The organism is Bdellovibrio svalbardensis, from assembly GCF_029531655.1.
In the GTDB taxonomy this organism is placed as follows: Bacteria; Bdellovibrionota; Bdellovibrionia; order Bdellovibrionales; family Bdellovibrionaceae; genus Bdellovibrio; species Bdellovibrio svalbardensis.
The window spans coordinates 390,665-404,489 of sequence record NZ_JANRMI010000003.1 but is presented as its reverse complement, the minus strand read 5'-3'; the positions used below and the strand labels follow the sequence as shown (position 1 = coordinate 404,489).

The following is a 13,825-nucleotide window of genomic DNA, read 5'->3' as shown; positions in this document are numbered from 1 at the left end:
AAAATTCGGACCTCAGGGCTTTCTAATATAGTTTACAAATGCTATTAGTCCCAAAACCCCAGCCAGAATATAACCTACAAAGCTTGCAGTAGGAATACCCCAGACGTGGTTCACGGTATCGTGTACAAAAATAAATGAGGCACTCATGATCAAAGCAGAGATGATCACGCCCAAGAACAGCAAATTGAAACTGACTTCAATGGAGCGTCTGAGGTCCTTGATCTCTGCGATCTTAAGTTTGAAGGCATGTTCGGGGCTGTTGACCTTTCTAAAGAAGAAATTCAACTGGCGAGGCAGAGCATTTAAAAAGGCCCGGGATTCGCGTGCCATCTGTGACATGTCGTTCATGACTCTTTGCGGGCCAAACTGAGTCTTCGCAAGTTCGCCCGCAAATTCAAGAGAGTACTTTAAAAAATCAAAATCTTTATCAATCTTACGCCCAATGCCCTCAATCGAAACAATCGATTTAAAGAACATCATCAGTTCGGTTGGTACCTGAATGTGATGGCGAGCTGCAATTCCTGAAGATTTCATCAGGATTTTCCCTAGGTTGACGTTCTTGAGCGTCAAGCCAAAGAAAGGGGCGATCAGTTCGCGCAAATCTTTGGCGAACAGATCCACATTCACTTGGTCAGAGAACGGCGCCAAGTCGACATACTCAAAAGCCAGGCGATCGTAATCTTCTTTTGAAAGAGCCAACAGCATATTGGCAATCGCCCCCTGAGTGCGGGAGTTCAAGCGCCCTACGACGCCGAAATCAATCAAGCCGATGTGATTGTCGGGTAGAACAAAGAAATTCCCGGCGTGGAGATCTCCGTGGAAAAGACCGTCATGGAAGACCATCTTCAAATAAGCACCGAGTCCGCGGCGGATGACCTCTTTAGAATCAAGTCCCTGCTGTGACATCGAACTTTCTTGGCTTAGCGGAACACCAGGAAGCATTTCCATGGTCAAAACGCGCTCGGTTGTGAAATCCAGATAAACTTTGGGAATTTTAATCGTATCGTCGGAGGCAAAGTTTTCTTGAAAGCGACGAATGTTGTTCGCTTCAACAATGAAATTGGTCTCCAGTTCCAGTGTTCTAAAATACTCGTCCACAATACCTGTCGGATTGAAGGGGCGAGTTTCTGGAACATAGGTGATCAGCAAATCTGCCAATAGATAGAGGACATTCAAATCATCATTGATGGTTTGAATGATTCCCGGCCGTTGCACCTTGACCACAACCGCTTCGCCCGTGGCAAGTTTTGCGCGATGGACTTGGGCAATGCTGGCAGAGCCCAAAGGTTCTGGTTCAATGCTTTCAAATTTTTGATAAAGAGTGTTGCCGAATTCTTCTTTTAGAACTTCTTCAACGACTGAAAAAGGCAGTGGTTGCACGCGGTCGTGCAGCTTTTCGAATTCGTTGACGTATTCTTCAGGTACCAAATCGGGGCGAGTGGCCAGTAGCTGACCCAGTTTTACGAAGGTAGGACCGAGTTCCTCAAAACTCATGCGCATGCGTTCTGCCATCGATAGCGTTTCGATATCAGATGACGAATTCAAGCGTTCGATGATGAATTTGCCGAGCTTTACTTTTTCAGCGACCTTATGAAAGCCATGCTTTGCGAAAACGCCGACGATAGTGCGCAGGCGAGCAGCATTCTTTAAGGTTTTTCCGATTTGTGCTCCGGTCTTTAATGCAGTCACTACTGAGCTCCAAGTGTTCGTCGAACTCTGGTCTATTCTTGCTGAATTGTCGTTATTATCTCTAGGTTTAGATACTCGGGCAAACAGCAATTTTTTATCGTGTGGAGATGGTCCAAAAGTCTGGTTCAAGAATGAAAAACGCCGGCTTTTGAGGCCGGCGTTTTATGTGCTATTTGGTACTATTTTTTGCCGCGTCCGAAAGGGGATTTCGGTTTGGTGGCGTTTTTCTTTTCTTTTTTATCTAGCTTCGGATCTTTAAGACTTTCGCTGTTTCTAGCAGAGTTCTTATCGTCATCGCGAAGCTTTGAGTTTTCGCTGAACTGCAATTTCTTGCTCAGTTTTGGCTTTTCATCGGTCGAGCCTTCACCTTTGGATTTGCGGAACTCATTTGGCCCTAAGATCATCTTTAGAAGATTTTCATCTGGACCTTTGCGTTCCTCATTGTCCCAAGCCCGAGGTTTTAGCTGCATCTTTTGCTGAGCTGCTTTTTCTTGCTTGAAAGCCTGTCCGCTTGGTTCTTCGCGACTGTCGCGGAAGAATTTCGACTTCTGAGGCTTGCCACCTTGGAAACCGGATTGTTTGCGATCTTCTTTGCGGCCCGGTTTGCCACCGCGCTCAGGTTTTCCTGGAGCGGCTCCTCGGCGGTCCTCTTTACCATGGCGACGTTCTTCACGGTCCCCTGGTCCAGAAGGGCGGTCGCCTCGACCCGGGCGCTCCCCGCGAGCACCACGATCGCCTCTTGCATTGGTAAACTTAGGAAGTTCACTTTGCTTGCGTTCTTTTTGTGACTTTTCGCGGATACGATTCAAATACTTTTCAGAGCTGGCTTGGGCTTCTGTTTTGCCATCTGGAAGTTCATCATCGTCTTCTTTTTCAAGCATACCGGCTTTAACGAAGTTCACCTGACCCAATTCAGGATCAGCGGCCGCAACCTGGATGCGAATCATATCGCCGATGCTGTAAGAAAAGCCTGAACGTTTTGCGATCAGTTTTAGATTCTCTTCATCGTATTCAAACTTATCATTGCCAAGGTCATCAAGGCGGATCAGGCCATCGCAATCGTATTCACGAAGCAATACAAAGACCCCGAACTTCGCCACAGAGCTGATCATCCCATCAAACTCTTGCCCAATGAATTTCTCCATGAAGCGGGCTTTTTTGATGGATTGAACTTGGCGCTCTGCTTTGGTGGATCTTTGCTCTGCGGCTGAAAGAATGGTTCCAGCCGTGGCAAGATCGTCTTCGCTGATAAGTCGGTATTGATTGCTTTTCACAACCTGATTTTTCAACAAGCGATGAATGATCAAGTCAGGATAACGACGAATCGGCGAAGTAAAGTGAGCATAGAACTCAAAGCCCAAACCAAAGTGGCCCACATTATTAGGGCTGTATTTGGCTTGGCTCATTGATCTTAAAGTCAAAATATTAAGGATATGTGCTTCCGGCTTGTTTTCAAACTCTTCCAGGGCCTTAGTTAAACGCTTTTGCAGTTTGCCTTGGTTGAGTTTGGTTTTTCCACCGAAGGTCGCCATGTATTTTTCAAGAATACCAATGGCCTGCTCGTTCGGAGGTTCATGGATGCGGTACAAAGCCGGGATATTTCGTGAGTGCAGGAACTTCGCAACTGCGACGTTCGCGGCCAGCATCATCTCTTCAATCAAACGGTGAGAGAAAAGACGTTCAGATCTTTGAATATCAATTGGGACTCCGGCACCATCGATAACCAATTCTGTTTCAGGGATTTCAAGATCCAAGGATCCGTCTTTGAAACGTTTGGCCATCAGGATTTTTGCAAGGTCGGCAAGGCGCAGGATATTTTCTTTTACGTGTTCGTGCTTTTCAACAACATTGCCGTCGATGACTTCCTGGGCTTCCCCGTAGGTCACGCGGGATTTGCTTTCCATAACCGCTTCATAGAAGTCAGAGCGAACCATTTCGCCAGTAAAGTCGAACTGCATCTCTGCCACCATGCACAGTCTAGGGACGTGAGGATTCAAAGAGCAAAGTCCGTTACTAAGAACTTCTGGAAGCATCGGAACCACGAAGTTCGGGAAGTAAACCGAAGTTCCGCGTTCATAAGCATCACGATCAATCGCTGAGCCGTTTTGCACGTAGTGGCTGACATCGGCAATCGCTACATAAAGAAGGAAGCCTTCAGGATTGATCTCGACATAGACCGCATCGTCGAAGTCTTTCGCCGTTGCACCGTCGATAGTGATCAAATCAAGACCGCGCAGATCTTTACGACCCTTGAAGTCTTTTTCTTCAGGGACCTCTTTATAGTGGGTAGCTTCTTCCAAAGTCTCTTTTGAGAAGTCTTGTGGAATATTGCTGGAAAGAATCACACGTTTGATATCAGTGAGTGGATCGAGAGCGTTGCCGATGACCGCAGTGACCTTGCCTGTGAATTGCTGGCCGTTGTCTGGGTAAGTGATGGCTTCCGCTGCGACAAGTTCCTTGTCTTTTGCGCCCATGGAGTCTTCAAGTTTGATACGAAGATCCTGGCTCCAGCCTTTTCCTTCATCGCGGATAATGCCGTACTTGTCATTGAGCTTATAAAATCGACCAACGAAAGTTTTAGTGCCTCTTTGAATGACCTTAACGATTTCGCCGCGGAATCTGTCTCCACCTTTTTCAGGGTAAACTTCGGCCATGACCTTATCGTTGGTCATGATGCCTTCCATGGAGCCGCGTGGGATATAAACGTCAGGTTGATCTTTGTCGTCAGCGATGAAAAAACCGAAACCGTCTGGATGTCTTTTTATTGTGCCTGGGAGAAGTTGTTTTTTCTGCATGTGCGAGATGTTCATCCTTTTATTAAAGATTAGCACAACTTAGGCAACACGACAGGAAATAATGAAGTGGATCTGGAGTGGAATTTAGAACGGAAAGAGTGAGTTCATATGGTGCAACCCACTCTTTTTATTAAATATTTTAAAAACTCGCCACCGCTCCGAGGGTCAGCAGGCTTGCATCTTTCGTTGGATTTCCATCTTTATTAAAGAAGGACTCAGCGTCAGCGTGATCCATTCTGTATTCGACATGGAGTTTGAAGTTGTCATTCAATGCGATTTTGTCGGCCAAAATGAATGAGTTCACTTTGTCAGCACTTCCGTAATTAGTACCGGAAGCAGAATCGAACAATTCTCCGGCGCCGCGAACCATTTCATAACGGGATGTGATGGTATTCATAGCGACAATGTAGCTTACTAAAATACTTGTAGAGTCCGACCACTTCGTGCTGCTGCCATCCAGCCTCGTCGTGCGCGAATCATAGGTTGCGGCCAAGGTAAGTTGATCAATTTTGTAGGTCGCCCAGATGCTGCTAGCTGTTTTCTCAGATCTTTCAACAGGCGTCGCTCCATCTTTTCCGAAATAGTATCCTGCAAACCAGTTGAACTTATTCCAAAGTCCAGCAATTGAAATTTCTGTCGTTTTTGTCGGAGTGTAGTCATCCCCGAAAGCGTTGTAGGTCGCTTGATTATAAGTAGAGAGAGTCGCAGTTAGCTTATCACTCGGAATATATTTGATTCGTAAACCTTCACCATATCCCGGAGCGATTCCTTGAAAGGCTATGGTGTTATTATAAGTATAGTTCTCGGACTTGAGTAAAGATTCAAACCCCATCGTCGTATAAAACCTGCCGAAGCCAATATATATAGTAGGAGTTGCCTTATAATAGACTTCAAGTTGATCGAGCGTTCCCAAGTTTGATTTGGTAGAAGTGGTCGTGCTTGTTAGATATGAAGTTGGTGAATAAACAAGTCGACTCAAGAAGGAAATTTGTTCTGTTTCTTTCTTGATTGTTACTTGCGCCTGATTCAGACGGTAAGTTTCATTCGTGGCTCCACCTATAAATGGCGTTGCTTTGTCTTTAGAAGATAAGAGATTGTAGTCAAAGCTAGCCTCTCCATTAACGGTGAGTCCTCCTACATCTGCAGCATATGACTGCGAAGTACCGAGTAAAAATACAATTGAAAGACACGCAAAATGCTTCATTTAAGCTCCTTTAAATTTGCTTTTGAAGATTTGATGCGGACAAATTTAAGACTTAGGTCTAGTTCGAGTAACGTAAATAGATCGTAAACCAGACTATGATCTAGTGCGCCGGCTCTAATTTGAGGTGGAGCGTCAATGAGGCCAAATTTATACGTTTTTTTGATAAGAAGTGAAGCCTCGTGAATGGAAATTCCAGTGGTTTTCCACATGCGATTAAAAATTCATAAATTCTGCGAACGCCGCTGTAGCACTGTGTTTCGCGGGTGAGTCCAAAAAAATTAAGTCTGAAGAAATAAAAGAAACATAAAATTTTTCAAAGATTTTTTTGGGGAGCTAACTTTCATGCGTTTTGCTTTGTTTTGCACGGTGCAGTTTGAGCAATAACATTTTTGTGGTTGATCTTGGACTGGACCCTCATTAGCATTTTTTGTGTAACGAATTACAAACTTTAATGGATTTAAAGTAATCATAATTGCAACGAATCGAAAGGATGCAACAATGAAAAAACTATTAGTATTGGCAGCATTGACTATGGCGGCAGCGCCTGCAATGGCTTCTAAAGCACGTTTGTCTTCACTAGGAAACGCGTCTCACTTGGTAGATACACAAACTTTGTTTGTGAACCCAGCAGACCTTAACTACGTTGGCGATTTCGCGACTTTGGAAATGGGTGACAACAAGTCAACTTACTCAGCTACTGACGTAACACGCGCTCCAAAAGCTGAAGGTGGTTTCGTTAGAACTACTTCTTTTGGTAAAGTTGGTGCTTACCTTGGTCACAGAAATGATACAACTACATCATTCATCGATGGCGTGAACGTTTCAACTTTCGCAGTTGGTGGCGCTAACGGTACGTTGATGACTGAGCAAAATCCTTTGGATTTGTTCTACGGTAACGATTTCGGTGGAATGAAATGGGGCTTCGACTTCCATTACTCTAACGCGAAAAACGATACAGCAACTGTATCTCAAAAAGCTAACACTATGGGTCTTTCAGCGGGTGTTCGCACTGACGTTTGGAATGCATACGCACGTCTTGGTTTGATGGGTAAAACTGAGTCAGATGTTGCAGCTCTTCAATCTCCAAAACTAGAGTCTAAAGGTCTTTACAAAGTTGGTGGTGGTTACTGGTTTGATTCTATCTATGCATTCGCTAACTACGAATATGCAAAAGGTACTGCAACTGTTTCTAACGCAGACACTGATATCACTAAAAACCAATACGAAGTTGGTATGGTGAACAACCACAAAGTTGAAGGCGGAAACTTCTTCTACGGTATCAGCTACCTTTCAAACGAAGTTAAGCAAGATTCAACTACTTCTAAAAAGACTTCTACTTCTGGTCTTCCGTTCCTAGTTGGTATGGAATTGGATGCAGCTTCTTGGTTGACTCTTCGCGGTTCTGTTAAACAAACAGTTATCGTTGGCGAAAACAAAAATGAAACTGCTAACACTAAGTCAAACCTTACAAACGACACAACTGTTGCAGTTGGTGCTGGTTTGAAATGGGGCAAAATTGAACTTGATGGTTCACTTGCTGGTTCAACTACTGGTGCAGTTAACGGCAACAGCTTGTTGGCTGACGCTTCTCTTACTTACATGTTCTAATTTTGAACTCGTAAATTTGAGTAAAAAGAAAAGCCCAGGGAAACCTGGGCTTTTTGTTTTTGTAGCTATTGAAATCCCGAAACTACTTAGGAAGATGCGCTTTAACAGTCGCAATCACTTCAGACAACTCTCTCTTCAACTGATGCGCTTTATCCAAATCCATTGAGCGATCGATACCTTTAAGTTCCATTTCCGCAGTCGTCACAGTTTGTCCGATATCACGGATCAATCCACCAGAGTCTTCGACCTGAGCCAAGCTGTCTTGAATCGCATTAAGCTCGTTAATCTGCTGAGAAATTTCACGAGTCGTAAGGTCCAAATCAGCAGCATCAATTTTGCCGATCGTGATTTCGTTCTCGATGGAACCAACTTCATCCGCCATACCTTTAACAGCACCAAGTAACATCATTGCAGCTAGAATCAAAGCAAACGTCTTTTTCATATCTCTCTCCTTTGGGTTATCTTCCGCAATCTTGAGATGCGAGCATTGTGCCCGTGCGAAATCCTCTATATGCGATTCGAGTGTCTAAAGCCAAGACAGGGGCCCTAGAGGGGCTTACAGCAGAAAGAGGATGTCTCAGAATGAGATCCTGAATTTCTGGCTAAAATCGAAGCTTTTGGGGGCTGTTGCTCAACGACGTAAGCTGGTGCGGGACGCTATTTTTCAGAGGGTATTTGAGGCCGAAATCGAGTGTGTACTTTGAAAATAAGTTCGCCCTCGTCGCAAAATGGGTGGACCTACAAACGGGCAAGGGTCAGAGCGTACTTTCGGCGCCGGTGTTGCCTTGCTTCTTCCGCTGAAGTAATCGCGAGGGGAGAAATAAAAAAAGGCCGACATTACTGCCGGCCTTTTTGAATATTCACTAAGTAAATGCTGAACTACTTCTTAGGAGTTTCCGCTGGGATATCAAAGTAATCCGGCTGAACGAATTCAACCGTGAACGGATACTTATAAGACTTGTAAGCATTGATCTTAGGGCTGCCAGCTTTCACATAAGCTTCATCCCAAAGAGCTGCCGTCATCACTGCACCACGAGCAAGATCTTGCAAAACCATCTTGTGCATTTTCTTGAAAGCGACAGAGGCTGGAAGTCTTTCCGCATCGGTGCGCACTTCCATACCACGGTCTTTAACTACAGTGGATTTTTTGGTAACAGGATCAAGTTTCAAAATCTTAGGAACTTCCGCCAAAGAAATTTCGCTCAAGGCCTTCATCTTTTCCAAAACCGTTTTTGGTTTCAAGAAAGAAGGATTTTTCATCGCGCGAGCTTCTTTCAGAACCAAGGCATCAAGATCCCCATCGAACTCGCCAACCACACCGTCTTCGAAATAAGCGTGAATACCACCGTGACCAGTTGCCCAACCATCATAGTCGGCTGTCGTGTGGAATGGTTGAGACGTATCACCCGTGAAGTGACCCATCAAACCCATGTCTGTCACCATTTGATAAACAAGTTTGTTGTAAGGAAGTTCGTTGTCTTGCTCTTCCTTGCGATTTGCTGGAGCTTTAGCAGCGTCAAATTGCGGTTTCAAAGCTTCGATACGGCGAACGAATTGTTCAGCTCTCCACCAAGCAGATCCGAACTCATTCGGAACGAACTTGATCGTCGATCCATCGTTTTTAAACTTGTTAGGCTTGCCAGTGTATTCGTCGACGATCTTTTTGTAATCCAGAGGGATCGACTTCACTGCCATGCCTGTGATTTCAGGATCGATGAAGTGGGCAGGGCTTCCGTATTTGTTGGCGTCGCCACCCAAAGACTTCCAATAGAAGTCTGGCATATTGCACAGATGACCCATCATTTGGGGTTTGTTGCGAAGGTATTCTTTCAAGCCTTTTTCTTTTACAAGATAGCTTGCAGTTCTGCAGATGACGTCATGGCCTCTTCCGCCCCAACCAAATGCGGTCGAAGAAAGAAGCATTGCCGTAAGAAGGATCGTTTTCATGCGGGCTCCCAAAATGAAACGGTTATAGTTCTTTGCCCAAGGCTTTCGGAGGTCGACTTGCGCCGATGAATCCTGCCAGAGCAACGATAGTAACGATGTACGGTAAAATCTGAACAAATTGAACGGGGATCTCCATGCCGCCCACTTGCACGCCTTGCAGGCGAATCTGCGCGGCATCCGCAAAGGCAAACAATAAACAGGCTGCAAAGGCAGGAAGAGGTTTCCATTTTCCGAAGATCAAAGCTGCCAAAGCCATAAAGCCACGACCGCCAGTCATCAATGGAGAACAAGAAGAAGCCAGGAATAATGACAAACTTGCGCCACCCCACGCGGCGAAACCACCACTGAGAGTGACAGCGGCCCAGCGCACTTTGCGAACACTCACACCACTTGCCATCAAAGCTTCTGGATGTTCGCCTGCGAACAAAAGCCACAAGCCCGAGCGGGTTTTGCGCAGCCATAAAGTTAATACCGCCACTAAAAGCAGAGAGATTAGCAAAGGTTCAAAAGTAAAACGATTCTCCACCGGCAAAGCGGGCGTCGAGCCGGTTGAATTAAAAAGAATTTTCGTCATGAACGGGATCACGCCCATCACCAACAGATTGAAGGCCATACCGGTGACGATTTGGTCAGCACGCAATTCGATCACAAACAGGGCATAGAGCGCACCAATCATCAAGCCAGCCGCAAGTGCGGCTATCCACCCAATCCAAGCGTGGCCGGCGTAATAGCCCGCTACAGCGCCAACAAACGCACCCACCAACATGAAGCTTTCAAGCGCGACATTTACGACGCCAGAGCGTTCACTCATCATTCCGCCCATGGACGCAAAAATCAGCGGAGTTGCTAAACGCAAAGTCGCAAATAACAAAGCACTAAGAACTAAAAAGAATTCCATTAGTGCTTCCTCCTGCGTGAACGAAGATGTTCCCAATAAGCTTGGGCCGCGACGCCCAGGATAATCAAAGCCTGAATGATGCGAGAGAAGTCGCGAGTGATTGTCGTTGTTTCAAGATCCAAATCAGAAGCCCCTTTATGAAGTGCTCCCATCAAAAAGGCCGCGGCAATGACACCCAATGGATTGTTATTAGCCAACAAAGCCACTGCAATGCCGATAAAGCCATAATCCGGAGAGAAGCCCACGCGGTATTGCCCCGCACTTCCCAAAACTTCAGACAAAGCCACGCAGCCTGCGCAAGCTCCGGCCAACGCCATTGCGATCATCAAAGTTTTCTTTTCAGAAATGCCACCGCGGTGAGCAGCTTCAGGATTTGAACCCACGGCGCGCAATTGAAAGCCCCAGGTGGTCTTCCACAGGAAGATCCACATCAAAATCGCCAGAACAATCGCAAAACCTAAAGAGGCATTCGCGGGAGTATCGGGGAACAGACGAGCAATCAAATCATAGTCTTTGAAAAGATAATTTCCACCAACCATCGCAGTTTCAGGATTTTGCGAATTTGGGTTTGGGATGACTTTCAATGCAAACCAGCTCGCCAAACCTGCGGCGATAAAGTTCATCATGATCGTGATAATCACTTCATGGCTGCCGCGATAGGCACGCAACCAACCTGGAATAAATCCCCACAAACCACCGACTAGCAAAGAGGCACAGAAGGCTAAAACGGGGGCTGCCGGAAAAGGAACCTGTGGAAATAAAACCCCTACAGCGGCCGCAGTGACCGCCGCCATAGTGAGCTGCCCTTCGGCGCCAATATTGAAAAGGCCTGCGTGAAATCCGATCGCCACAGACAAGCCACAGAAGATCAATGGAGTTGTATAAGAAAGGGTGAGTCCCAAGTCATACATCGATCCAAAGGCACTCTTCACAAGAATCATAAAAATGTGCAAAGGATTTTCACCAGCGAAGAAGGTCAGCAGAAGCGCAATAGTCAACCCGGCGGCAAAACCCAATAGGCGTCCTAATGATTTTCTCAATGGCAACCTCCCATGGCAGTGCCCAAGGCGATCTCGTCAAATTGGCTGCGCGAAAACTCTGCCACAAGCCGACCTTTATAAAGAACCAAAATACGATCTGACAGGGCCATCAATTCATCAAGTTCTGAAGAGATCAATAAAACCCCGGTGCCGTCATCGCGACACTTGCGAAGTTCGTTATGAATAAACTCAATGGCTCCGATATCCACGCCACGAGTTGGCTGAGCCGCAATCACGAAGCGAGGCTTTTGAGAAAGTGCACGAGCCACCACCAACTTCTGTTGATTTCCACCGGAGAGTTTTTCGAAAGGCAAATAAGCATTGCGAGGGCGGACGTCATAGCTTTCCATCGCCTCTTGAGTGGCGCGCAGAACTTCTTGGCCCTTCAGGAAGATACCACGAGCAAAGCGTGAGATCTTTTGCTGCCCCAGAAGAAAGTTTTCCCAAACCGGACGAGAAGGCAATACACCAAAACGCAAACGATCTTCAGGGAATGAACCCATTTTGCCATGAACTTTGAGATCGCCACTGAATGATTTCTTGTTCAAGGAGTGGGGATCTAAAAGGGCCCGAATTAAAACATCCTGACCATTTCCTTCAACCCCGGCGATGCCGACAATTTCAGAGGTATGGACTTGAAGGTTGATGTCATGGATCTTATGGGTGCCCAAAGCGGCATTTAAATTGGAAATATTTAAGATCGTGCTGTCTGTATTGACAGAGGTCTTGCGCTCTTGAGGATTCTGCAAGCGTCGGCCCACCATCAACTCAGCAAGATCCGCCGCCGATGTTTCAGCCGTCTTTTTGTTGGCAACGACTTGCCCCGCGCGGAAGATTGTCACTTCATCGGTCAGGCTCATCACTTCTTTCAATTTGTGGGTGATGATCAGAATCGTTTTGCCCTCTTCCTTAAGACGTTTCAAATTCTTGAATAGATCCTGAACCTCTTGCGGAGTTAACACGGCCGTCGGTTCATCTAAAATCAAAATTTGGGAATCTTGAGAGAGAATTTTTAAAATCTCGATACGCTGTTGGGCCCCGACAGAAAGATCTTCGATTTTTGCATCGAGATTAATGTCAAAGCCATAGCGTTGAGCAATTTCGTGCAGGCGAGCTTTTTGTTCAGCTCGCGGTAGAATTGAAAACGCGGAACCTTTTTGTTGCAGAAGAATATTGTCCAGAGCGGTGAAAGGCTCTGCCAACATAAAGTGCTGATGAACCATGCCGATCTTGGCGCTCATGGCATCGACGGAAGAGTGGAAGTGAACCGGCTGGCCGTTAACCAGAATTTCGCCCTCGTCGGGACGATAAAGCCCAAAGAGGATTTTCATCGCTGTGGATTTGCCAGCACCATTTTCCCCGACAATCCCGTGAATGCTTCCCGCTGTAACCGTAAATGAAATATCCGAGTTCGCTTTGACATCGCCAAAGTATTTTGAAATTCCTCGAAATTCGACAGCGGGTTGCAAGTTCATTTATTCCTAGGCCTTATTTCTTTTTGTAATAGTCAGGAACTTGAATTTGCCCAGCGATGATTTTCTTTTTGATCTCTTCCACCTTCTTTTTCATTTCCGGTGTGATCAATTTTTCGTTGTACTTGTCGAGAGTGTAATTAACGCCGTTATTATTCAAACCAAACTGAACGATGCCTGCAGTGAATTTTCCTGTTTGCGTGTCTTTGATCGTGTCAAAGACAGCGACATCGACCGCTTTCATCATGCTGGTTAGGATCGCGCCTGGCTTAATCCAGTTCTGATTGCTGTCCACGCCAATGGCGAATTTCTTTTGGTCTTCAGCGGCATCAAAAACGCCAGAGTTTGAAGCGCCTGCACAAGCAAACACCACGTCGGCACCTTTGCCATATTGTGAAAGAGCGAGCTCTTTAGATTTAGCAGGATTGTTCCAGGCCTCGCCCGTCACGCCCACATAGTTTTCAGTCACGACAATTTTCGGATCAACGTATTTAGCGCCGGCTGCATAGCCCATCGCAAATCGGCGAATGAGTGGGATATCCATGCCACCAACAAATCCCACAGAGTGAGTCTTGGATGCCATTGCTGCTAAAGCTCCGACAAGGAAAGATCCTTCATGCTCTGCAAACATCAATGAGCGAACATTGGGAGCAGTGACTTCTCCGTCGACAATTGCGAATTTCACGTTAGGGAATTGGGCTGCTACTTTTCTCACAGCTTCCTTTTGTGCGAAGCCGATTCCAATCACAAGGTCGAAATTTTTTCGAGCAAAAGAGCGATGAAGGTTCTCAATCGCATTTGTGTCAGTTGCCTCAACATACTTGAGTTCAATTTTAAGATCTTTCTCTGCTTTTGTTGCGCCAGCGTAGGCTGCAGAGTTGAAAGATTTGTCGTCTTTTCCGCCTTTATCGAGAACCAACCCGACTTTAAGCGTATTTGCAAAAGATGACGTCACAGAAAGAATGCAGAACGACAAAGTTAACAGGCCGCTTTTCATCATTGTGGGACCCCTTAAAATGAGCTTAACAAATGAGTGTGCACACTAATTAAGCTTATGATTTTACGAAAAATTTCAGTTTTTGATCGGGCCCAAAGTAGGAGAGTGGCAAACGTCAGTCAAGTCCTATTCATTTCGATGCTGAAATCCAAGGCCGTTACAAGTGGGTTATGTC

The 13,825-nt window shown here is 45.9% G+C and carries 10 protein-coding genes; 1 reads left to right on the top strand and 9 read right to left on the bottom strand.

Annotation, left to right across the window (positions count from 1 at the left end):
• Window positions 1-12: 12 nt before the first annotated feature.
• The 3 genes from NWE73_RS12025 to NWE73_RS12015 all read right to left on the bottom strand — a co-directional run bounded on the left by NWE73_RS12025 (window position 13) and on the right by NWE73_RS12015 (window position 5,688).
• A complete protein-coding gene (locus tag NWE73_RS12025; RefSeq protein ID WP_277578576.1) occupies window positions 13-1,689 on the bottom strand; it encodes an ABC1 kinase family protein in 1,677 nt (558 codons plus the stop codon).
• Window positions 1,690-1,868: 179 nt separating this feature from the next.
• Window positions 1,869-4,499, bottom strand: a complete 2,631-nt coding sequence (rnr, locus tag NWE73_RS12020; protein ID WP_407652950.1) for a ribonuclease R — start codon at window positions 4,497-4,499, stop codon at window positions 1,869-1,871.
• 124 nt (window positions 4,500-4,623) lie between these two features.
• Complete coding sequence (locus tag NWE73_RS12015; RefSeq protein WP_277578574.1) at window positions 4,624-5,688, bottom strand: outer membrane beta-barrel protein; 1,065 nt, start codon at window positions 5,686-5,688, stop codon at window positions 4,624-4,626.
• Window positions 5,689-6,186: 498 nt separating this feature from the next.
• Here NWE73_RS12015 and NWE73_RS12010 point away from each other — a divergent pair, with 498 nt between their 5' ends.
• Window positions 6,187-7,296 carry a hypothetical protein gene (locus tag NWE73_RS12010; protein WP_277578573.1) on the top strand — a complete coding sequence of 370 codons (1,110 nt, stop codon included), beginning with the start codon at window positions 6,187-6,189 and terminating at the stop codon, window positions 7,294-7,296.
• Between the two features lie 82 nt (window positions 7,297-7,378).
• Here NWE73_RS12010 and NWE73_RS12005 read toward each other — a convergent pair whose 3' ends face one another.
• The 6 genes from NWE73_RS12005 to NWE73_RS11980 form a co-directional block, all read right to left on the bottom strand.
• Window positions 7,379-7,738 (bottom strand): hypothetical protein, encoded by a 360-nt coding sequence (locus NWE73_RS12005; protein ID WP_277578572.1) that lies wholly within the window; start codon window positions 7,736-7,738, stop codon window positions 7,379-7,381.
• A 437-nt stretch (window positions 7,739-8,175) separates the two neighbouring features.
• On the bottom strand, window positions 8,176-9,243 hold the full coding sequence (locus NWE73_RS12000) for a phospholipase C/P1 nuclease family protein (protein ID WP_277578571.1): 1,068 nt from the start codon (window positions 9,241-9,243) through the stop codon (window positions 8,176-8,178).
• Between the two features lie 22 nt (window positions 9,244-9,265).
• Window positions 9,266-10,141 carry an ABC transporter permease gene (locus tag NWE73_RS11995; RefSeq protein WP_277578570.1) on the bottom strand — a complete coding sequence of 292 codons (876 nt, stop codon included), beginning with the start codon at window positions 10,139-10,141 and terminating at the stop codon, window positions 9,266-9,268.
• Window positions 10,141-11,181, bottom strand: a complete 1,041-nt coding sequence (locus tag NWE73_RS11990) for an ABC transporter permease (protein WP_277578569.1) — start codon at window positions 11,179-11,181, stop codon at window positions 10,141-10,143. The genes NWE73_RS11995 and NWE73_RS11990 overlap by 1 nt, the downstream gene beginning before the upstream one ends.
• Window positions 11,178-12,656, bottom strand: coding sequence for an ABC transporter ATP-binding protein (locus NWE73_RS11985; RefSeq protein ID WP_277578568.1), 1,479 nt, complete (start codon window positions 12,654-12,656; stop codon window positions 11,178-11,180). The genes NWE73_RS11990 and NWE73_RS11985 overlap by 4 nt, the downstream gene beginning before the upstream one ends.
• A gap of 13 nt (window positions 12,657-12,669) precedes the next feature.
• The gene (locus tag NWE73_RS11980; protein ID WP_407652956.1) at window positions 12,670-13,650 is read right to left on the bottom strand and encodes a BMP family lipoprotein; all 981 of its coding nucleotides are present in this window, start codon (window positions 13,648-13,650) and stop codon (window positions 12,670-12,672) included.
• Window positions 13,651-13,825: the final 175 nt, after the last annotated feature.